The organism is Flindersiella endophytica, assembly GCF_054779015.1.
In genome coordinates this window covers 182,092-203,451 of sequence record NZ_BAAGYY010000043.1, presented here as the reverse complement: position 1 = coordinate 203,451, position 21,360 = coordinate 182,092, and the positions used below count along the sequence as shown (strand labels likewise).

At 70.1% G+C, this 21,360-nt stretch carries 18 protein-coding genes; 6 read left to right on the top strand and 12 right to left on the bottom strand.

Annotated features, from left to right (window positions below):
- Nucleotides 1–7: 7 nt before the first annotated feature.
- The 6 genes from ACYVF6_RS44210 to ACYVF6_RS44185 all read right to left on the bottom strand — a co-directional run bounded on the left by ACYVF6_RS44210 (nt 8) and on the right by ACYVF6_RS44185 (nt 7,464).
- Nucleotides 8–640 carry a glyoxalase superfamily protein gene (locus tag ACYVF6_RS44210; protein ID WP_460532471.1) on the bottom strand — a complete coding sequence of 211 codons (633 nt, stop codon included), beginning with the start codon at nt 638–640 and terminating at the stop codon, nt 8–10.
- Between the two features lie 193 nt (nt 641–833).
- On the bottom strand, nt 834–2,960 hold the full coding sequence (locus ACYVF6_RS44205; protein ID WP_460532468.1) for a beta-galactosidase: 2,127 nt from the start codon (nt 2,958–2,960) through the stop codon (nt 834–836).
- Nucleotides 2,957–4,408, bottom strand: a complete 1,452-nt coding sequence (locus tag ACYVF6_RS44200) for a hypothetical protein (protein WP_460532465.1) — start codon at nt 4,406–4,408, stop codon at nt 2,957–2,959. Before ACYVF6_RS44200 ends, ACYVF6_RS44205 begins: the two co-directional genes overlap by 4 nt.
- A gap of 4 nt (nt 4,409–4,412) precedes the next feature.
- Nucleotides 4,413–5,243: a carbohydrate ABC transporter permease gene (locus ACYVF6_RS44195; RefSeq protein ID WP_460532462.1), complete on the bottom strand. Its 831-nt coding sequence runs from the start codon at nt 5,241–5,243 to the stop codon at nt 4,413–4,415.
- Nucleotides 5,240–6,172 (bottom strand): carbohydrate ABC transporter permease, encoded by a 933-nt coding sequence (locus ACYVF6_RS44190; RefSeq protein WP_460532459.1) that lies wholly within the window; start codon nt 6,170–6,172, stop codon nt 5,240–5,242. The genes ACYVF6_RS44195 and ACYVF6_RS44190 overlap by 4 nt, the downstream gene beginning before the upstream one ends.
- A 5-nt stretch (nt 6,173–6,177) precedes the next feature.
- Nucleotides 6,178–7,464 carry an ABC transporter substrate-binding protein gene (locus tag ACYVF6_RS44185; protein WP_460532456.1) on the bottom strand — a complete coding sequence of 429 codons (1,287 nt, stop codon included), beginning with the start codon at nt 7,462–7,464 and terminating at the stop codon, nt 6,178–6,180.
- 240 nt (nt 7,465–7,704) lie between these two features.
- Between ACYVF6_RS44185 and ACYVF6_RS44180 the strand changes: the two genes are divergently transcribed.
- Together ACYVF6_RS44180 and nuoF are read left to right on the top strand one after the other, a co-directional pair.
- A complete protein-coding gene (locus ACYVF6_RS44180) occupies nt 7,705–8,769 on the top strand; it encodes a LacI family DNA-binding transcriptional regulator (protein WP_460532453.1) in 1,065 nt (354 codons plus the stop codon).
- 112 nt (nt 8,770–8,881) lie between these two features.
- Nucleotides 8,882–10,198 carry a complex I 51 kDa subunit family protein gene (gene nuoF, locus ACYVF6_RS44175; protein WP_460532450.1) on the top strand — a complete coding sequence of 439 codons (1,317 nt, stop codon included), beginning with the start codon at nt 8,882–8,884 and terminating at the stop codon, nt 10,196–10,198.
- Here nuoF and pip read toward each other — a convergent pair.
- Entirely contained in the window at nt 10,195–11,157 is a 963-nt protein-coding gene (pip, locus tag ACYVF6_RS44170) for an alpha/beta hydrolase family protein (protein WP_460532448.1), read from the bottom strand. The genes nuoF and pip overlap by 4 nt on opposite strands.
- A 205-nt stretch (nt 11,158–11,362) precedes the next feature.
- On the opposite strand from pip, the gene ACYVF6_RS44165 reads away from it, so the two are divergent.
- Nucleotides 11,363–14,194: an AfsR/SARP family transcriptional regulator gene (locus tag ACYVF6_RS44165; RefSeq protein WP_460532445.1), complete on the top strand. Its 2,832-nt coding sequence runs from the start codon at nt 11,363–11,365 to the stop codon at nt 14,192–14,194.
- 10 nt (nt 14,195–14,204) lie between these two features.
- Nucleotides 14,205–14,639 carry an acyl-CoA thioesterase gene (locus tag ACYVF6_RS44160; RefSeq protein ID WP_460532442.1) on the top strand — a complete coding sequence of 145 codons (435 nt, stop codon included), beginning with the start codon at nt 14,205–14,207 and terminating at the stop codon, nt 14,637–14,639.
- Here the strand turns inward: ACYVF6_RS44160 and ACYVF6_RS44155 are convergent.
- Together ACYVF6_RS44155 and ACYVF6_RS44150 are read right to left on the bottom strand one after the other, a co-directional pair.
- On the bottom strand, nt 14,623–15,576 hold the full coding sequence (locus ACYVF6_RS44155) for a hypothetical protein (RefSeq protein ID WP_460532439.1): 954 nt from the start codon (nt 15,574–15,576) through the stop codon (nt 14,623–14,625). The genes ACYVF6_RS44160 and ACYVF6_RS44155 overlap by 17 nt on opposite strands.
- Nucleotides 15,573–16,340 (bottom strand): VOC family protein, encoded by a 768-nt coding sequence (locus ACYVF6_RS44150; RefSeq protein ID WP_460532436.1) that lies wholly within the window; start codon nt 16,338–16,340, stop codon nt 15,573–15,575. The genes ACYVF6_RS44155 and ACYVF6_RS44150 overlap by 4 nt, the downstream gene beginning before the upstream one ends.
- A 64-nt stretch (nt 16,341–16,404) precedes the next feature.
- On the opposite strand from ACYVF6_RS44150, the gene ACYVF6_RS44145 reads away from it, so the two are divergent.
- Together ACYVF6_RS44145 and ACYVF6_RS44140 are read left to right on the top strand one after the other, a co-directional pair.
- Entirely contained in the window at nt 16,405–17,364 is a 960-nt protein-coding gene (locus tag ACYVF6_RS44145) for a helix-turn-helix transcriptional regulator (protein WP_460532433.1), read from the top strand.
- A gap of 14 nt (nt 17,365–17,378) precedes the next feature.
- Nucleotides 17,379–17,879 carry a class E sortase gene (locus tag ACYVF6_RS44140; RefSeq protein WP_460532430.1) on the top strand — a complete coding sequence of 167 codons (501 nt, stop codon included), beginning with the start codon at nt 17,379–17,381 and terminating at the stop codon, nt 17,877–17,879.
- Here ACYVF6_RS44140 and ACYVF6_RS44135 read toward each other — a convergent pair.
- From ACYVF6_RS44135 to cobT, 3 genes are read right to left on the bottom strand one after another with little or no spacing between them, the layout of a single operon-like run.
- Nucleotides 17,857–18,708: an ECF transporter S component gene (locus ACYVF6_RS44135; protein ID WP_460532427.1), complete on the bottom strand. Its 852-nt coding sequence runs from the start codon at nt 18,706–18,708 to the stop codon at nt 17,857–17,859. The genes ACYVF6_RS44140 and ACYVF6_RS44135 overlap by 23 nt on opposite strands.
- 14 nt (nt 18,709–18,722) lie before the next feature.
- Nucleotides 18,723–19,499, bottom strand: coding sequence for an adenosylcobinamide-GDP ribazoletransferase (locus tag ACYVF6_RS44130; RefSeq protein WP_460532424.1), 777 nt, complete (start codon nt 19,497–19,499; stop codon nt 18,723–18,725).
- On the bottom strand, nt 19,496–21,097 hold the full coding sequence (gene cobT, locus ACYVF6_RS44125; protein ID WP_460532421.1) for a nicotinate-nucleotide--dimethylbenzimidazole phosphoribosyltransferase: 1,602 nt from the start codon (nt 21,095–21,097) through the stop codon (nt 19,496–19,498). The genes ACYVF6_RS44130 and cobT overlap by 4 nt, the downstream gene beginning before the upstream one ends.
- Nucleotides 21,098–21,360 lie beyond the last annotated feature (263 nt).

The following is a 21,360-nucleotide window of genomic DNA, read 5'->3' as shown; positions in this document are numbered from 1 at the left end:
AGTGTAGTTATCCCGGCCCGTGAACTTCGGAAAGTGTCGCGCCCTCCGGTGCGAGCGTTGTGGACTCGAACTCGATTCGGCAGCCGTCGGGGTCGTGGAGGACCACGACCCACATGTGATTGCCGACGAACGGTTCCTCGACCGGCAGCCCGGCCGCGACCGCCTTGTTGTAGATCGCGAGGGCGTTCGAGCAGACGAACGTGAGGCTCACTCCGTCGCCAAGCCGACGGCCGGCGCCCACGGGCGAGCCGGCTCCGTGGGCCTCCTGCAGCATGATCGCGGCCTGGCCGAGCTCGAGCCGGCACCAGCGGATGTCGTCCTTCGACGGCCAGGCGAGAGCGATGCGGAAGCCGAGGATGTCCTGGTAGAAAGCCAGCGACGCCTGCATGGACGAAGGATGCAGGAACGGCACCACCTCGAGCACCTGGCACGTGTCGTCGCCTGGTGCGCCGCCGACCTGCGTGGTGGCCGGCTTCGCGACGGGCACAGGAGTGGTCGCGGCCAGCGTGTTCCAGTCCTTCACGCCATGCAGGTGGGCGACGAGCTCGAGGGACTGGCTGTGGCTGACTGACACGCCGGCGTTGGCGAGGTCCTTGCGCAGCCGTCCCGCCATCAGCTTGTATTCGGATCGATCGCTCACGGGAGCACCCTTCCGGCGGAATCGCGATCAGTGCCCGCATTGCTGCTCGGGTCCGCCGTGGCGAAGGACAGCCCAGCTGTGACGCGAAGAGAGTCGACATTCACCGTACCCAAACCGGGTCGCGGGCGGCCGGCTGCCGATTGCCACCTCGAATGCTACTCCACGGGTCGTCTTCCGATGGCGAGATCGTCGCTCACTCCGCCAGGACGACGACCTCGTGGTCGAGGACGCTGGGGACGGTGAACGTCACGCCGCCATCGGCTGGTTTCACCGGGACTTCCGTGCCCGCGACCAGCAGCCTGGCCCGCTGGGCCGAAGGTGCTGTCACGCTCACCGTCAGCGGCCCGACGGGCAGCAGCTCGTCGAGCCGGCCCTGCCACGCACCGCCCTGGCTGAGGTTGACCAGGTGCAGCACCACCGCCGACTCCTGACGGTAGAGGTTGCAGTCCAGTACGCCGGGTCCCTCCACCGTCAACGGCACGCCTGCCGGGCCGGTCGCCCAGCGGACGAGGTTGGCCAGCAGTTGCCCGTGGTCCGGGTGATGGTGCCGGGCGTAGCAGCGGTCGACGTCGGCGGCGAGGTACGCGACCCGCGCGCCGGTCGCGAGCGTACGTGCGGTCAACGCCGGCAGGGAGCTGCGCGGCCGTTCCATCCACGACGTCTCCGGCGGGTAGATCGGGAACGGCGGCACCCAGGTGAGCGGCACCGTCGCCTCCTCGCCGGCGCGCACCACGTCGAGCCGGCCGCCGCACGGCAACAGGTCGGTCGAGGAGAAACCCGAGACCAGCAACGGATCCGGCTCGGCAGACCGTTCGATCCGGAGGTACGTGTGCCCCGCGTACGACTCCCAGTTCGCCTGCGGCGCCCGGTCCAGCCCGTGCTGGGTGCCGGTGTGCTGCACGCCGAGCAGGTCGGCGCACACCAGGTCCGCCCGCGGATCGCCCCACTCGTCGTACCTGCCGGACTCGCCGGTCACGATCAGGCTGCCGCCGCCCTCGACGTACGCGCGAAGCGAGGCGCACTGCGCGTCGCTCAGCGCGCCGACGTTCGGCAGTACCAGCACGTCGAACTGGGCGGCATCGCGCGCGATGTGGTCTGCGTGCACCGGCAGGTACGGGATCCGCGAACGGATCAGCGCGTCGGCGAAGCCGCGGTACGGCAGGATGCTGCGCGCCTCCGGATCCTCGCGACCGTGGAAGTCGACGGACCGCTGGCTCCACACCAGGCCCACGTTGGCCAGCGGGGTACGGGAGACGAGCCACTCCTGGTTGGCCGCATGCCACCCGAACAACGGCTCGGCCGTGGCGTACTGCCGCCGGTCCTCGTGGTAGGCGCCGATGTGGTGCCACCACGGCTGGATCCCGCCCGCGAACCCCGACACCGCCCACATCCGCGCTTCCGGCGCCGGCTTCGAGCCCACCCGGAACGTCGGCGTCCCGGCGTCGTAGAGCGCCGTGCTCTCCGGGATCAGCGCGTCCCAGCCGAGCAGGCCGTGGATCAGCTTGCCGCTGTCGGAGTTGGCCTGGAAGCCCGCGGCACCGCGGTACTGCGAGTCGAGCATGATGATCGGTGTCCGCTCGCAGATCCCTTTGTAGTCACGGAAACGTGCACTCTGCGACTCGATCGCACCGGAGTTCATGCCGATCCACAGGCAGTCCGGCCCACCAGCGGCGGTCGTCGTCGCGTTGTTGAGGTCCCACACCGCCAATCGCTGCGCGTAGCTCCACTCGATCCACGCGCGATAGTCCGGCGCGTCCCAGTCGGCAGCGGGTGGCAGCCGCCGCCCGGTGTCGGCCAGGAACTCCCGCCGGCAGTGTACGCAGTAGCAGATCTTCGAACGGTCCAGCCCGCTCCAGCTGTTGTCGGTGATGCCGTCCGGCGCACTGCGCTCGACGATCTCCTCCAGCACACCCGGGAGATAGCCGCGATAGTACGGACTGTTGACGCACGCGACGTACTTCTCGCCCGCACGGTACGGAACGCCGTCGGCGTCGACCGCGAACCAGTCCGGATGCTCGTCGTAGAAGGCCGGATCGGCCCGGTTGGAGTCCATCCGCGCCAGCACCGTCAGGCCCTCGGAACGCGCCGCCCGCACGATGTCGCCGTAGAGATCGCCGTCGCACAGGAAGCGTGCGCGATGCTGCAGCTCGTACTTGCTCGGGTAGTACGCCACGATCCCGCCGGCGTTGACGATGACGCCCTGCACGGAGGTCCGCCGCCAGTACGACCGCCACCAGTCGCTGTCGTACCGCGCAGGGTCGACCTCGGTGAGGTTCGTCTGCCCCCAGCGCAGGGTCCGCTCGTACCACGGAACACTCATCCGCCAAGGCCCCGGATCGCGTCGCCGGCACCGGAGAGGTTGGCCAGCTTCATCTCGGAGTACTTCCGGCTCAGCACCACGCCCTGCGCGCCTCCGGCGAACGCGGCCGCGGTCGCGTCCCGCACCGACTCCGGCGTGCACGCCGTCAGCTCGCCCGACGTCAGGTCCCAGTTGTGCTTGACGACATCACGCTGCTTCTCACCCGTGCCGGGCGGGCGTCCCACCGGGATGTCGATGTCGATCCCCGGATAGATCGCCGACTGCCCGTCGACACCGACGACCGCCCGGGCGGTTTCCCGGCGTACGTAGTCGGCGGAGAAGCCGGTCTGCGGCAGCTTCTCGTACGCGCCCTCGTCGAGTTGCAGCAGCTTCATCATCAACGGGTAGACGTCTTCCGGCGTCGCGTCGGCGAACAGCGCGTTGCAGACGTTCCGTACCCATGTGTGGTAGCGCGGCCCGGCGCAGTTGTTGTAGATGACGACCTTGATGTAGTCGGAGAGCTTCGCCAGCTCGGCGTAGTCCTGGTCGGCCCGGAAGAACGGGCTGAACGAGATGTTGTGGTAGACGTGCCAGCCGACCTGGATCGCGGGGTCGCAGGCCTTGGTGACGCCGTAGATGTCGCGGTAGATCTGCCGCTGGCTCTCGGTCCACAACGTCTGCCAGGCAAGGACTTCGGGGTAGTGCAGCAGGATCCGCCAGAACGTCACGAACGCGCCGTCCGCGGGCCGCTCACCCGCACCGAGTCGCTGGTTCCACTCCAGCAGCTCGCGGTATCCCGCCTGCGCCCGCGCGACGTCGATCCCGCGGTCCCGCGCGATCTGCCGGCAGTGTGTGCAGAAGCAGCCGATGTCGGGCACCTCGACCGTGCCCTGCATCAGGAGGTTCAGCGGCCCGGGCCGCTCGGAGCACCAGGCGAGCCCGTCCAGGTCGTAGTTCTTGGCGTACTCCTCGACGATGCTGAGGTGCCAGTTGCGGTAGTCCGGGTTGTTGAAGCACGGCCGCGCGCCCGGCCGGCCCCAGGCGTCGACCTCGAGCACCTTCGGGAAGTTGGGGTAGGAGCGCAGCCAGCGGGCCGAGCTGCTCTCCTCCATCCAGGCGTACGACAGCATGCCGCGCTGCTTGGCTTCGGGAATCACCGCCTCGAACAGGTCGAGGTCGGGGTGCTCCGGCGCGCGCCCGGCCGCACCGAGCACGGTGTTGCCGTAGTACTCCGGCCGCACCCTGGCGTAGTTGCCGCCCTTCCAGTCCAGGTCGTACTCCTGTACGCCGTGGTCGGGCAGGGGGTAGCCGGGCACCTGCCGTCCGCCGGTTCCACGCGTCCAGGTGGGGGTTGCGAGGAAGAGTGCGTTCACCGCGCCTCGTTCGGCCAGGATGTCCAGCGTCGTGCCGACTCCTTCGTCGACGAACGAAATGGCGCCGATTTGCATTGCGACAAACGGATCGGACACGAGATCATCCTTTCAATCCGGTCATGGTGATGCCTTGGATGAAGTACCGCTGCGCCAGCACGAAGACCACGAGCACCGGCAGCACGGCTACCGTCGCACCCGCCATCAGCAGGCTGATCTGGGTGAAGTACTCACCCCGGAACTGCGCGAGCGCGACCGGCAACGTCTGCAGGCGCTCGGAGTTGAGGAAGATGAGCGGCCCGAACAGGTCGTTCCACGACTCCAGGAACGTGAAGACACCGATTGCGGCCAGCGCGGGCTTGGTCTGCGGCAGCATGATGCGCCAGTACGTCGTGAACGTCGACGCGCCGTCGATCTTCGCCGCGTCCTCCAGCTCGCGCGGGATCGTCATGAACGCCTGCCGCATCAGGAACGTCGCGAACACCGGCGTGAGCACGCGCGGCACCCACAACGGGAAGTGCGTGTCGATCCAGCCGATCTGGCGGAACACGATGTACTGCGGGATGAGGTAGGCGATGCCCGGGATGATCGACGTCGCCAGCAGCACCAGGAACGCGAAGTCGCGCCCCGCGAACTGCAGCCGCCCGAACGCGTAGCCCGCGAGCGACGACACGATCAGGATGCCGACCACGTTGTAGGCCGCGAGCTTGACGCTGTTGAACAGGAAGATCGGGATCAGGCCGAAGATCTCGAGGTAGTGGCCCCACTGCGGCACACTCGGGACGAACGTCGGGGGCAGCGTCATCACCTCCGCCTCCGGCTTCAGCGACGAGCTGATCATCCAGATCAGCGGCAGCATGAAGCCGAGGGCGAGCACGAGCATGAACACCCAGAGAACTGGCCTGGCGATCATTTTCAGCAGGTTCTCGATCATTCGTAGAACACCCACCGCTTCTGCAGCTTCCACTGCACGAAGGTCACCGCGGCGATGACGAAGAACAGGATCCACGCCATCGCGGACGCATAGCCGATCTTCCCGTAGGAGAAGGCGGTTTCGTAGAGGTAGTAGATGTAGACCGACGTCGCATGGCCGGGCCCGCCCTGTGTCATCACGTAGATCAGGCCGAACACCTGGAACGAGCTGATGAACTGCGTGACGAGCAGGAAGAAGAAGTGCGGCGTCAGCAGCGGCAGCGTGATGTGCCGCGCCCGGGCCAACGCGTTGGCGCCGTCGATCTTCGCCGACTCGTAGAGCACGTCCGGAATGCCCTGCAGGCCGGCCAGCAGGATGATCATCGGGTAGCCGACGCCCTGCCACACGCTGACCAGGATTACGGCCGGCATCGCCCACGTCGACGACGAGAGCCAGGCCGGGCCGTCGACGCCGACCTCCTTCAGCAGCCCGTTGACCACGCCCTGGCTCGGGTGGAAGAACCAGAACCACACGAACCCGATCGCGACGACGTTGGTGACGTACGGCGCGAAGTAGGCCGTCCGGAACACGACGACACCGCGCATCTGCCGGGCGCACAGCAACGCCAGCAGGAAGCCGAGGCCGATCGTCAGCGGGATGCTGACCAGCGTGAAGTACGTCGTGTTCCACAACGTGGTGAGGAACAGCGGGTCACGGGTGAACAGCTCGACGAAGTTGTCGAAGCCGACGAACCGTGGCGCCGAGATGCCGTTCCAGGCCGTCAGCGACGCACCCATCGACACCAGGATGGGGAAGAACTGGAACGCCACCACGCCGAAGACCACCGGCGCGATGAACAACCAGCCCGTGAGGTTCTGCCTGCGTCGTGCGGATCGCTCACTCGAGACGACGACCGTTCTTTTCGCGTGTCCGCGTGAGATCAGCTGCACCGGCCTCAGCCCTTGAGTGCTTCTTCGACCTGAGGCTTGATGCCGGACAGGACATCGCCGACGGACTTCTCGCAGTTGTACGCGGCGTCGAGCGCGGGCCGGTAGAGCTCGCGGGCGCCGAGGGTGTTCTTCGTCTGGTTGGTCGCCGTGAGGTGGTCGGCCGCGACCGCGAACAGGTCGACGTGCTCGGGCGACTTGCCGTCCGGCTTGATCAGCTTCGCGGCGTTCTTGTCGATCGGTGTCATCTCCTTGGCTGCACCGAGGATCTTCCCGGCGGGCTCGCTGGCGAGGTACTTGAGCAGCTCCCAGCCCTTGTCGGGGTTGGGCGCGTCCTTGGCGATCGTGAACACGATGACGCTGGCCTCGGTGCGCTGTTCGACGTCCGCGGGCGGTGGGGCCACGTCCCAGGTGAAGTCCTTGACGGTCGAACGCAGGTAGGGGACCACGCTGAACGGTGCGAAGATCATCGCGACCTTTCCCTGCGCGAACATCTGAGTGTCGGCGTTGTCCTGCTGGAGCTCGCTCCACGGCGGCTGGGCTTTGTCCTCGCAGGTCAGGTCGACCGCCCACTGCAGTGCCTCGACCTCCTTCGAGTCCGACAGCGTGAACTTCGTACCGTCGGAGGAGTAGATGCCGGTCTTGCTGCCGTGGTTGACGGTGAACGTCTGCTCGTAGCCGGTGTCGAGGTAGACCAGCGCGCCCCAGGTGGTGCCCTTGCCGGTCAACGCCTTCGCACGCTGGTGGAAGTCGTCCCAGCTCCAGTTGTCGGCGCTCCACTCGGTCGGCGGCAGCGGAACGCCGGCCTTCTTGAACGCATCGACGTTGTAGAAGATCAGCCGCGGCTCGTAGCCGATCACCCAGGCGGTGTGCGCGCCGTCCGGCTGCTTCGGAAACTCGAACGCCTCCTTGGCGAACCGGTTGGTGTCGAGCTTGTCCCGCTTGATGTACTCGTTGAGGTCGAGCAGTGCACCCTGGCCGGAGAAGCCGCGCACGAAGTCGTCGTTGATGCGCATCACGTCCGGCGGCGTGCCCGCCGAGAGGAGCGTTCGCATCTTGGTGTCGTAGTCGTCGGCCGGCGCGGGCTGGATGGTGAGCTTCTCGCCGCTCTCCTTCTCGAAGGCTCGCAGCGCCTTCTCCATCGGCGTTCCCTTGACCGACTCCCAGTTGAGGAACGTCAGCGAGTCGCCGCCGGCTCCGCCGTTGCCACATCCGGCGAGGAACGTGGCACCTGCCAGGCCGGCCGCTCCGCCGAGGAAACTCCGCCTCGTCAGGCGTGATCTGATTGGATTCATCCGGAAGCCTCCAATCGTGGCTAAGATGAATACGTATTCACAATCGCCGCTGCATACGTATCTACTCCTCCTGCCGGGTCGGGTCAACCGGGTACGGGCACCGGCTCAGGCGGGGCTGTCGGGTAAAGGCTGACCAGAAGCGGACAGCCGGGCGGGCATGCCGGACAATGAGCCGGAACAGATGTCTAGATGCTCTCGAAGCACTAGCAGCAACAGCCAGCTCGATCACAGGGAGACGGAATGGACAAATCCCGGCCCGCACTGACGAGTCGCGACCTCGCCCGTCTCGCCGGGGTTTCGCAGTCGACCGTCTCGCGTGTGCTGACCAACCATCCGAAGGTGAGTGCCGAGACGCGCGCGCGGGTGCTGCAGGTGCTCGAGGAGCAGGACTACTCGCCCAACGCGCTGGCCCGGGCGATGCGTACCGGGCGTACCGACACGGTGGGTGTGTTCGTCACCCGGGTGACCAGCCCGCTGCACGCCGCGTTGCTGGACGCGATCGGGCGCAAGCTGTCCGCGGCCGGGCTGCAGATGATCCTCTGGAACCTCCAACACGACCCGTACGACGCCGCGACCCAGGTGATCCGGCAGCGGCTGGCCGACGGGTTCATCTTCACCTCGGCGTTGCTGGGAGACAGCCCTGACAAGATCGCCGTGCGGGCCGGCGTACCGACCGTGCTGCTGCACCGCGGTGTCGAGGGCCTCGACTGCGATCAGGTCGTCGGCGACAACTGGCGCGGCTCGTGGGACGCGGGCCACTACCTCCACGCGGCCGGGCACCGCCGGATCGGCCTGATCGGGATGTCGCAGACGACGAGCACCGCCCGCGATCGCGAGGCGGGCTTCCGGGCGGCGCTGTCGGCGAAGGGCCTGGAGATCAAGCCGAAGTACGTCGTACGCGGCGGGCTCGACCATCGCAACGGGCACGAAGGCGTACAGCAGCTGATGAAACTGCCCAAACCGCCCACCGCGGTCTACGCCACGACCGATTTGCTGGCGCTGGGTGCGCTGGACGGCGCACGTTCAATGGGTGTGAAGGTCCCGGAAGACCTGTGGGTGGTCGGTTTCGACAACGTCGACATGGCGGCCTGGGAGTCGTTCTCGCTCACCTCGGTCGACCAGCCGGTCGAGGCGATCGTCGACACGGGCATCGAGCTGTTGCGCAAGCGCATCGCCGACCCGACCAGCAAACCGGTGGTGAAGAAGCTGCCCTGCGTTCTCGTTCCGCGCGGCTCGACGGCGGACACGCCGGTGGGCGACATCCCCGCTCCGCCGCGTGGCCGGCGGCGCCTCTCTTTCGACTAGCGCGTTCCCGCGGATCGGCCGTAGTTGGCCACCGTTCTGCCCGCGAACTCGCGAGACTTTGTGATTGCATTCACATACACAGTCGGGCTGCGCACTCGTGAGAGGAGTGGGGATGACGGCCTTGCTTACGCCGGTCCTGACCGCGAACTGGGACGCGGACCGGGCCTGGACGCACGACTCGTACGTCGCCCAGGGCGGCTATGCCGCGCTGCGGAAGGCGGTGACGCTCGACCCGGATGTGATCGCCGGGATGGTGAAGGACTCGGGGCTGCGCGGCCGGGGTGGCGCCGGCTTTCCGACCGGCGTGAAGTGGGGGTTGCTGGCGCCGCTCGGCGCCAAGCCGCGTTACCTGGTGGTCAACGCGGACGAGTCCGAGCCCGGCGCCTGCAAGGACGTCCCGCTGATGCTGGCGAGCCCGCACACGCTGGTCGAGGGAGTCATCATCTCCTCGTACGCGATCCGGGCTCGTTGTGCGTTCATCTACGTGCGCGGCGAGGTGCTGCACGTGGTGCGGCGGCTGCAACAGGCGGTCGCGGAGGCGTACGCCGAGGGCTACCTCGGCAGTGACGTCCTCGGCACGGGGTACGAGCTCGACCTGGTCGTCCACGCCGGTGCGGGCGCCTACGTCTGTGGCGAGGAGACGGCGCTGCTCGAGTCGCTCGAAGGCCGGCGCGGGCAGCCGAGGCTGCGCCCGCCGTTCCCGGCCGTGGAAGGGCTCTACGCGTCGCCGACGGTCGTCAACAACGTCTGCACGATCGCGACCGTCCCGTCGATCGTCCGCGGTGGGGCGGAGCAGTTCCGGGCCAGGGGAACCGAGAAGGCTCCGGGCACGGTGATCTACTCGGTGTCGGGGCACGTGAAGCGGCCCGGCCAGTACGAAGCCGGCCTCGGCACCACGATGCGCCAGTTGCTGGACCTCGCGGGCGGAGTGCGCCAGGGGCACCGGCTGAAGTTCTGGACACCTGGTGGGTCGTCAACGCCCATGTTCACCCCCGAGCATCTCGACATCCCGCTCGACTACGACGCCGTCTCCGCCGCCGGATCCCAGTTCGGTACCGGGTCTCCGATGGTGTTCGACGAGACGGTGTGCGTGGTTCGCTGCGTTGCGCGCTGGATGGAGTTCTACGAGCACGAGTCGTGCGGGAAGTGCACGCCTTGCCGCGAGGGCACCTACTGGATGGCCCAGGTCCTGCAACGGCTGGAGAACGGCGAAGGGAGCGAGGAGGATCTCGGCACCTTGCTCGACATCTGCGACAACATCGCCGGCCGGTCGTTCTGCGCTCTCGGCGACTTCGCGACCGGTCCGGTGCTGTCGTCGATCAGGCACTTCCGCGAGGAGTACGTCGGGCATCTGAGGCATGGTGGCTGCCCGTTCGACCCGGCCGCGTCGATGCTCTTCGAGAGCCCGGAGCTCGTGACGGCGGGCTAGCGCCGGGTCGCGAAGCGGTCGACGGCCGCCAGCACGGACTCGGCCATGCCGGGGTGGCCGGAGCCGTGGCCGGCGCGGTCGACGAGGACGAGCTCCCCGTCCGGCCAGGCCTGGGCCAGCTCCCACGCGATGTCGGGTGGGCCGCTGACGTCGAGCCGGCCGTGGACCAGGACGCCCGGGATCCCGGCCAGCTTCCCGGCCTCCCGGACCAGCACCCCTTCCTCCAGCCAGGCCGCGTGGGACCAGTAGTGCGTCACCAGGCGCGCGAACCGCATCCGGAACACCGGGTCGTCGTAGCGCGGGTCGGGCTTGTGGTCAGGGTCGATCGCGACGTGTGAGTCCTCCCACGTGCACCAGTCCCGGGCTGCCTGCTCGCGCACACGTGGGTCGGACGACGCCAGCAGTCGCGCGTACGCGTCGACGAGGCTGCCGTCCCGCTCGGCGGCGGGCACGCCCGACCGGAACCGGTGCCACTGCTCCGGGAACAGGCGGCCGACGTCGCGCGTGACCCACTCGACCTCCCGGCGGGTCGTGTTCGTGACGCTGAACAGCACGAGCTCCGACACGCGCCGCGGATACTGCTCCGCGTACGCCAGGCCGAGCGTCGTACCCCACGAGCCGCCGAACACCAGCCAGCGCTGGATCCCCAGGTGCGACCGCAGCAGCTCCAGGTCGGCGATCAGGTGGTGCGTGGTGTTCACCGACAGGTCGGTCTCGAACGAGGCCGCGTCCGGCGTGCTGCGGCCGCAGCCGCGCTGGTCGAGCAGGACGACGCGGTACGCGGAAGGGTCGAAGTAGCGGCGCCAGCCGGGCGTGCACCCCGACCCCGGGCCGCCGTGCAGGACGACCGCCGGCTTGCCGTCCGGATTGCCGCAGATCTCCCAGTAGACGAGGTTGCCGTCGCCGACCGGAAGCAGCCCGCTGGCGTGGGGCTCGGTGGGAGAGTGGAAGTCGGTCACGAACCGAAATATAACAGTGCTGTTAGATATCGCTCGTTCCGCTCTCACGCGCTGGCGCCAGAGCTGCGCCAGCGAGTCCGGCCAGCATGGTGCGGGTATGGATCGCCCGTGGACTGCCCGTAGACGCTCGCGAACCGGACCGGTTCGAACGCGAGGCGCGGAGTCGCGATTCATAGATATGGAGAACGTGGCAAAGGGGGGCACGATGCGAGTTCGGGTCCTTGGCCCGCTCGAGGTGTCGAGCGGAGCGAGCTGGCAGCGCCTGAGCGCGCCCAAACAACGTGCGCTGCTGGCTGCCCTGGTCGCCCATCACGGCCGGCCGGTGCCGGTCGATGTGCTGATCGAGGAGCTGTGGCCGGCGCGGGCGCCGGGCAGTGCGGTCAACCTGATCCAGCAGTACGTCGGCCAGCTGCGCCGCGCGCTCGGCGACCTCGAGGCGCGGGTGCTCAGCACCGACCTGTCCGGCTACACGCTCGGGCTGCCGGGCGACGAGCTCGACCTCGGCCGCTTCGAGGCCCTGGTCAACCGGGGAACGACCATGCTCGGAACGAGGGATGCCGGCGAGGCCGTGGACCTGCTCGGCCGCGCGCTCGACCTCTGGCGCGGCCCGGCCTTCGCCGACGTACCGGCCTCGCCGCTGCTCGCCGTCGAGGCCGACCGGCTGGAGCAGCTGCGGCTGTCCGCACTGGAGTCGAAGGTCCACGCCGAGCTCGTCCTCGGCCGGCACGCCGGGCTGGTGCCCGAGCTGCAGAAGCAGGTCAGCACGCATCCGCTGCGCGAGCGGTTCTGGTCGCAGCTGATGCTCGCGCAGTACCGAAGCGGCCGGCGGGCCGAGGCACTCGAGACCTACCAGCGGCTGTCCGACGTACTCGCCGACGAGCTCGGGGTCGAGCCCGGGCCGCCGGCCCGCGAGCTCCGGCAGCAGATCCTGGTCGCGGATCCGGCGCTCGACCTGCTCGAGACCGAGACCGTACCCGGCCGGATCGAGCTACCCGTGCCGGCGCAGCTGCCGGCCGGCGTCGCCGACTTCACAGGCAGGGCCGTGCACCTTCGCTGGCTGGACGACCTGCTGCCGGACGCCGCCCACAACCACCCGCCCGCCCGGGAGCCGGCTGCCGTCACGGTCGCCGCGATCTCCGGCGGCGCGGGCGTTGGCAAGACCGCGTTGACGCTGCACTGGGCGCACCAGGTCTCCGGCAGCTTCCCGGACGGGCAGCTGTATGTGAACCTGCACGGTTTCGACCCGTCGGTCGCGCAGACGGATCCCTCGGATGCCGTCCGCGGGTTCCTCGAGGTGCTCGGCGTGCGGCCCGAGCGCGTTCCGGCCGACCTGGCGGGGCAGACCGCCTTGTACCGTTCGATGCTCGCCGACCGCCGCATGCTGGTCGTACTCGACAATGCGCGCGACTCCGAACAGGTCCGGCCCCTCCTGCCCGGGAGCGCGGGCAGCCTGGTCGTCGTGACGAGCCGCGACCAGTTGTCCGGGCTGATCGCGGCGGAGGGCGCCTACCCGCTGATGCTCGATCTGCTGAGCGTCGACGAGGCGCGCGAGCTGCTGGAGCGGCGGCTCGGCCGGGTCCGCACGATCGCGGAGCCGCTCGCCGTCGAGGAGATCATCGCCGCGTGCGCACGGCTTCCGCTCGCTCTGGCGATCGTCGCCGCGCGGGCGGCGACCCACCCGCAGTTCAGCCTCGACTCGCTGGCGGCGGAGCTGCGTGCCGTGCACGGCCGGCTGGACGCGTTCAGCGGAGCGGACGAGGCGACCGACGTACGCCGGGTCTTCTCGTGGTCGTACCGCCGGCTCGGCCCGGCGGCAGCACGGCTGTTTCGCCTGCTGGGCTTGGCTCCTGGTCCCGACATCGCGGCCGCGGCGGCCGCGAGCCTGGCGGGCAAGGAGATCGCGGGCACGCGCCAGGTCCTCGCCGAGCTCGGCCGGGCGCACCTGCTCGTGGAGGTCGAGCCGGGCAGGTACAGCTTCCACGACCTCCTGCGCGCGTACGCTCTCGAGCTGTGCGAGGACGTGGACTCCGCGCAGGAACGCGAGGCCGCGATGCGCCGGATCCTCGACCACTACCTCCTCTCCGCGCACAGTGGCGCGATGGTGCTGTACCCACAGCGCGACCCGATCGTGGTGGCACCGGCCGAGCCGGGCTGCGTACCGGAGACGTTCGCCACCCGGCAGCAGGTGCTGACGTGGTTCGCGGCCCACCACACCGTCCTGCTCGCGGGTGTGGAGCTGGCCGCGGCTCGCGGCTTCGACACGCACGCGTGGCAACTGCCGTGGGCGCTGCTGGAGTACCTCGACCGGCGCGGGCACTGGCACGACGTCGTGACCTCGCAGACCCGTGCGGTGGCCGCGGCCCGACGACTCGGTGACGCGAGCGCGGAGGCGATCGCGCGGCGCTCACTGGCCGCTGCGCAGGCCAGGTTCGGGCGGTTCGACGAGGCCCACCGCCAGCTCCGGCGCACGCTCGACCTCGCCGCGAACGCGGGCGACGTGGTGGGGGAGGCGCACGGCTACCGCACGCTGGCGTGGGTCGTGGAGCAGCAGGGCCTGCGGGCCGAGGCGCTGCGTTACGCCGAACGCGCGTTGCAGCTGTTCCAGTCGGCCGAGCACGTGGTCGGGCAGGCGGCCGCGCTCAACGACGTCGGCTGGCAGCACGCCCAGCTCGGCGACTACGGGCAGGCCCTCGTACACAGCGAGAAGGCACTCGAGATCCTCAACGACTGCGACAACCGGCACGGTCAGGCGGCGACCTGGGAGAGCCTCGGGTACGCCCATCACCGGCTCGGCGAGGTCGACCAGGCGATCGGGTGCTACCTCCACGCGCTGGACCTGTACCGCGAGCTGGGGGTCCGCTTCCACGAAGCCGAGACCCTCACCCACCTCGGCGACGCCTACGGCGCCTCCGGCGACGCCGTCGGAGCCCGCGACTGCTGGCGCGCCGCGGCCGCGATCCTGGAGGAGCTGGAGCATCCGCAGGCGGAGCAGGTACGCCGGAAACTCGCGGGGCTGCAGCTAGCTACTGGCGGGTAGGCTCGGCTCTGTGAGCAACGCTGAGCCGTTTCAGGTCCGCGTCAGTGTGCGGGGATACGAGGTCGACCGGCAGGGCCACCTGAACCAGGCGGTCTATCTGCAGTACGCCGAGCACGCGCGCTGGGAGCTGCTGCGGGCCGCGGGGATCGCGCAGGACAAGCTGATCGCCAGCGGGGTGGGTCCGGTGGTGCTCGAGACCACGATCTCGTACCGCCGCGAGCTGCGCGAGGGCGACGAGGTCGACGTGTCGTGCGCGTTCGAGTGGACGGGCGGCAGGACGTTCCGGCTGCTGCAGCGGATCGTGAAGGCCGACGGCGAGGTGGCCGCCGAGGTGACGGCGACCGGTGGACTGCTCGATCTGAGCGCCCGCCGCCTGGCACCCGAGCCGGCCAAGCACCTGCTCTCGCTCGCGTCGAACCCCGAGCTGCTCACCGTCCCGAGCTGAAGCGGCCTGCCGCGCGGAGGATGCGAAGCGCGTTGAGCGTCACCATCTCGTTGGGCTGACCGGGCTCGCCCCAGTCGACGACCTCAGGAGTCGTGGTGGTCGGCTCCGGCCGCCACCACCGGCCGTCGACGGTCCAGCAGCCGTCGGGCAGGCGACGGCGTTCCAGCTCGTCCAGTGCGGGTTGGGTGCGCGGGTCGTCGAGCCTGCCGATGCGCTCGAGTAGCCAGAGCACGCGCAGCAGGTCGTATCGCCAGTACGACGGATACCTCAGCTCGAGCCAGCGGCGGTTGATCACCTGCTCCGTGCCGAGCTGGTAGAGCAGGCGGTGGTCGAGAAACAGTTCGACGGCTCGTTCCGCGGCTTCCTGAGCGAAGCTCTCGCCGGTCGCCTGCGCGAACTCGTGCAGGCCCCATGCTGTCGACAGCGTTTCGTGGAACGACGACCGGTAGCCCGAAGCGTTCCGATCGCAGTTCCACCCGCCGTCGGGCCACTGCCAGCCGGCCAGTGACTCGGCGACCAGCGCGGCGCGTGGGTCGCCGGCCAGGCCGAACCGGCAGCTGACGGCGAGTGCGTTGCCGCCGACCGAGCCGCAGACGCGGGTGAGCCCGGCGACCTCGACCACGCGGCCACGGTACGGTCCCTGCCTGCTGATCCACGCCAGCTCCTGCTCGGCCGCCGCGGCCACGCGCGGATCGTCGGCGGGTGCCTCGAGCTCGGCAAGCGAGACCAGCCGCCAGTGGATGCCATCCCATTTGCTGTACGGACTGTTGTTGCGCTTCGGCTCGCGGCCCGTCAGCAGCGCCGACACCTTGGGGCCGGCCAGGACGTCGGCGTCGCTCTCGTCGCCGGGAAGGCCGAGAACGTCACGGCGGGTCAGGGCCCGGACCGCGGGCTCGTCGGAGGCCAGCAGCCAGTCGATGGCGGTTCGTGCGGTCATTGCCCCTCCGTCACCAGACAGAACGGGTGGCCGGCGGGATCAGCGTAGACCGGCGCGCTGCCACCCAGTTCGGGCAGGCGGATCCCACCGAGCTCGAGTGCCAGCTCGCCTCGCTCGCGGGCCTCCTCCGGGTCTTTGATCCAGATGTCGAGGTGCACCTGCTGCGGGTACGCGGGATCCGGCCACCTCGGCGCCGGGAACTGCCCGTGCTGGAACGCGAGCGCCGGCCCGGCGTCGCCTTCGCGTGCGATGACGACGCGCTCCGGGAGATCAAGCTCCACGTTCGGGAAGTCGAGCAGCTCGGAGTAGAACCGCGCCAGCGCCCGCGGGCTGAAGCAGTCGACGACGACTCGCCCGACTCGCCCCGGCGCGCCGGCCGCCGAATCCACGTAGAAGCAGAACGGATGCCCGATGGGATCCACGTACACCCGATGCGAACCATGGTCGGCCAGCCGATCCGCGCCCAGCCGAAGGGCGACCTCCTCGGCCGCGGCGAGGTCGCTGACCGGGAAGTCGAGGTGGAGTTGTTGCGGGTGCTCCGGATCCGGCCAGCGCGGCGGCCGATACTCGCCCGGACCGTCGCCAAACGCCAGCCGCGGCAGGTCCTCCACCTCAGACGACAGCATCGGCCAGTCCTCGCGGATCTGCCGCATGCCGAGCAGTCCGGCGTAGAACGAGACGATCGGCCGGGCCGTCTCGGGATAGCTCACGCCGTTGCCGCTGTCGGGGCAGGCGAAGACAACGTTGTCGATGATCGCGCTCATACCAACACACAATGCCCGCTGAACGGGCCATCTTGTGTCCTGTACGTGGGGCAAACTGGGCACCATGCGCGCCGACCGCCTGCTCCGCATCGTCTTCCGCCTCCAGGGCCGGGGCGTGGTACCGGCGTCGGCGCTGGCCAGGGAGCTGGAGGTCTCCACCCGCACGATCCGCCGCGACATGGAGGCGCTCTCGGCGGCCGGCATCCCCGTCTACTCCACGCGCGGCGGCGCCGGCGGCTGGGCGCTGGTCAACGACTACCGCACCAGCCTCACCGGCCTGTCCACCACGGAGGCGCTGGCGATGATCGTGGGCCAGCCGCGCGGGCTGCTCTCCGACCTCGGCCTCGACGACCCCGGCGAGGACCTGATCCTCAAGCTGCTCGCCGCGGTCGCGCCGGCCGCGCGCGAGCACGCGGAGCACGCCCGCCGGCGCATCCACGTCGACCTCGGTGGCTACTGGGGACCGATCGCCGGCGACCCGCCGCACCTGCTTCCCCAGTTGCTGCAGGCGATCTGGGACGACCGGGTGATCGAGCTGCGGTACGGCACGGCGGAGCCGGCGAGCCGGGGCGTGCCGGTCGCACCGTACGGCCTGGTACGCAAGGGCATCCGCTGGTATCTCATCGGCGAGCGCGACGGCGACCTGCGTACGTATCGCGTCTCCCGGATCCACGGCCTGACGCTGACCGAGCAGTCGTTCACCAGGCCGGACGACTTCGACCTGGGCGGGCATTGGCAGGAGGCCCAGGAGGCCTACGCCGCGAGTTTCCGTTCGTTCCCGGTCAAGCTTCGCTTGCGCGGCGAGGCGCTGGCCAGGGCGAGCTGGGCGTACGCGCGCAGCCGTTCGCTGTCGGAGCCCGACGCCGACGGCTGGGTCGACGCGGAGTTCGACACCGAGGACTGGGACGGCGCGATCGGCCTGGTCGGCGGACTCGGCAGCGATGTGGTCGTCGTCTCGCCCGGCCGCCTGCGCAACCAGGTGCTGGCCGACGCGCGCCGGGCGATCGATCTGAACGGGATCTAGCTTAAGTTACGGCCGTGAGGCGCTTCGTGATCGGCAATCGGGTCTGGCTCGGGCTCGGTGCCGCCTTCCTGTGCGCGGCGCTCGTCCTCGGGGCGTTCGCCGGCTACCAGCTGTGGTGGCAGGACGGCACGACCGCCCGGCAGGCGCAGGACCTGACCCGCCAGGTCCGCCAGAGCTGGTCACCGCGGCCGGCGACGCCACGGCCCCGCCCGGTGCTTCGGGGCGGCGCGCTCGCGCTGCTGCGCATACCCGCGATGAGCTCGTCGCTCGAGGTGGCCGTGGTCTCCGGAGTCGGCGACGAGGTGATCGACCGTGGGCTGGTCGGGAACTTCGCGGTCACCGGCCACCGCGTCACGCACGGCCAGCCGTTCCGGCACCTCGACCGGATCAGGCGCGGCGACCAGATCATCGTCGAGACCACCGCCGCCGTCTACACCTACATCGCCGACAACGACGCGCGCCAGAAACGCATGGTCGTGTTCGGCCACCTGGTCAGGACCGCACCGAAACGCTGAACACCGCCCGGCGGGCGGCCCTGCGCAGCGCGCCGAGCAGTGGCCGTCCGGCGAGCAGCACGAGCAGGGTGTTGGTCGCCGCGCGCAGCAGGTCCCAGCCGAACGACGTGGTGACGTAGAACGTGGCGTAGTGCCGCAGGTTGTCGGTGAGTGGGGCGTTGAGGACGAACGTCGACTCCGGCGGCAGGTAGGTGGCGTACGGCCAGAACCACAGGTTGAGCAGGGCTCCGTACGCCGCTGCCGCCAGGCAGGCGTACCCAGCCAGCAGCAACCGCTCCCAGCGCCCGGCCGCCGGTGGCAGGCAGCCGGCGGCCAGCCCGACCCAGCCCAGGCCGAGCATCTGGAACGGCAGCCACGGCCCGACACCGCCAGTGAGCAGCGCGGCGCTGACCACCGCGACCGTGCCGAGCGCGAAGCCGAAGCCCGGTCCGAACACACGCGCCGCGATGATCAGGAGCGCGAACACCGGGTCGAACCCGCCGGTGACCGGGCTCAGCGCCTGCAGCCCCGCACCGACGGCGGCGAGCATGCCGAGCATGGCCACGGCCTTGGCGTCGATGCCACCGTCGGCGAGCTCGGCCGCCACGACGGCGACGACGAGCGGGACGAGTACGGCGAACAGGAACGGTGCGTCCTGCACGTGCCGCCCGAACGCGCCGCTGGACTCGGCGACGAACGGCCACAGATAGGCGGCGATCCCGATCACCGAGGCCAGCACGATCACCGCGGCCGACCGCCAGCGCAGGGGCAGCACGTCCGTCGCGTACGCCGGCACCGGCGGTGTCGGCCGGACGGGCCGCGTTGGCTGTGTGGGCTGTGTGGGCTGCATGGGCTGCATGGCGTTCATCGGATCGGCAGCAACGCGGCGGCGAGCAGGACGATGGTCGAGCCGACCTCGGCGACCGAGCCGAACACGTCTCCGGTGACGCCGCCGAGCCTGCGTACGATCCGGCGCCGCCACCACACAGCGGCCGCCAGCCCCGCACCGACCGCGAGCAACAGCCAGAGGCCGCCGGCGAGGAACCAGCCCAGCAGGACGGTGAGTCCGGCAGCGGCCGCGACCAGCAGAGCGCGGCGGAGCGCACCGACCGATCCCGCGACCAGCGCGCCGAACCCTTCCGGCCGCGCCGACGGAACGCCGGGTCCGGCCGCGAGAACGATCCCGACGCGTCCGGTGAGCTCGGCGAGCACGAGCGCCGCGACTGCCGCGGCTGTCGGCCCGACCGCGGCGAGCGCGCAGACCTTGAGCAGCTGCGACAGCACGAGCGCGGCCACGCCGAAGGCGCCGATGTCGGACTGGCGCATAATCTCCAGCGCCCGCTCGGCCGGCGCGCGGCTGCCCAGCCCGTCGATCGTGTCGGCGAGGCCGTCGAGGTGCAGGCCACTGGTCAGGACGGCGAGCACGGCGATCGCGAGGACCGCGCCGAGCAGTCCGCCCGCCGCGCCCGGATCGGCGAGCCTGGCCAGGAGGAGCGGGCCGGCCGCGACCACGCCCAGAGCGGCGCCGACCGCCGGCAGCCAGAGCAGGGCACGAGCCGCGATCGTACGGTCGACGTCCAGCACCTGCGTCCGGAGCGGGATCGCGGTGAACATCGTGAGCGACAGCAACAGGCTTCTCATCGCAGCCGTTGGGTGATTCCGGCAGTCACCAGCAGCACCTCGTCGGACGCCGCGGCGATCCGCGCGTTCAGGATGCCGAGCAGGTCGCGGTAGAGCCGCCCGGAGGACGTGGCGGGCACGACGCCGCTGCCGACCTCGTTGGAGATCGCGACGACCCGGCGACGGCTGGTCGCCCACGCCTCGACGAGCGCGTCGATCCGTGCGTTCACGGCGTCGAGCGGCTCGCCCGTCCAGACCCCGCAGTCGTCCATCGTCGCGGCCAGCCAGGTCGACAGGCAGTCGATCACAAGCGGCTCGTCGGCTTCGTCGGCTTCGGCGGCCAGCAGGGGTACCAGCTCGCGGGTCTCCAGCGTGGTCCAGTGCGCCGGACGCCGTTCCCGGTGCAGGCGTACCCGCTCGGCCCACTCTGGATCGTCGGCGCTCGGCAGCGCGCCGGTCGCGACGTAGGTCACCGCGGCGGCACCCTCGAACAGGCTCTCCGCGGTCACCGACTTGCCGGACCGGGCGCCGCCGAGCACCAGCGTCCGTTCGCCGGCGCTTGGTGCGGATGCCGGCTGGGTGAGCTCGGACAGCTGCGCCACCTCGTGCAGGACGCGGGCCGCCGACTGCACGATCGGCAGTGCGAGCACCGCGCCCGAACCCTCGCCGAGCCGGAGGTCGAGGTCCAGCAACGGCCGCAGCCCGAGCTTCGACAGCGCCTGCCCGGCACCGGGCTCGACCGACAGGTGCCCGGCGACCAGCGCGCCCGTGACGTCCGGCGCCAGCGCCTCGGCGACCAGGGCAGCGGCGGCCGCCAGCACGCCGTCCAGGACGACCGGCACGCGACCCGCCGCGGCGCCCAGCAGGAACCCGGCCGTCGCGGCATGCTCGAAGCCGCCGAGCGCGGAGAGTACGGCCAGTGGATCCCGCGAATCGGGCCGGTGAAGGCGCAACGCGGCGTCCACGATGCCGGCCTTGCGTTGCCAGGTGTCGTCGTCGATGCCGGTGCCGCGCCCGGTGACGTCGGTGGCCGGCAGTCCGGTGAACGCGGCGATCAGCGCGGCCGACGGCGTGGTGTTGCCGATGCCCATGTCGCCGGTCAGCAGGCAGCGAGCGCCGCCGTCGACGAGCTCCTGGGCGACCTCGATGCCGGTCTCGAGTGCTGCCGTGGCTTCGTCCCGGCTCATCGCGGCGGTCGTCGACAGGTCGTGCGTACCGGCGCGGATCCGGCGGTCCAGCAGGCCGGGCGCGCTCTCGAGCGGCGTCGCGACGCCGACGTCGACGACCTGGACGCCGACACCGGCCTGCCTGGCCAGCGCGCTGATCACGGCCTTGCCGGAGAGGAACGTCGACACCATCGCCGCGGTGATCTCGCGTGGCCACGGTGAGACTCCGCGCTGGAGTACGCCGTGGTCACCGGCGAAGATCGCGAGGGCCGCGGGCTCGGGCACGGGAGGCGGGCAGCGGCCGGCCAGCCCGGCGAGCTGGACACCGACGGCCTCGACGACACCGAGCGAGCCCTGTGGTTTCACCAGGCCGTCCTGGCGCCGCCGAGCTCTGGCGGCGGCGTCGGTGTCGAGTGGACGAATCAACGCCAACGTGCGATCGAGCAGAGTCATGCCGAACCTCTCCACGGGAGTCCTCGCCCTGGATGGGATGGATCGACGGCCTGGAGGGTCTGGCTGTCACAGTGGCGGGTCCGCCCGGAATCGCACCGGCGTTCCTCCGTGCCGTCGCGGCAGCAGTCTGGCACGTACGGCGGGCCCTTGGCGATGTCGGCGTCGGGATCGGATCCGTCCGTACCCGCCCGATCTACCGAGCGCGATCGAGCACCTCCCGTAGCGTGAGAACGTCGTCACGATCGACGTACCGCCTCGTGCCG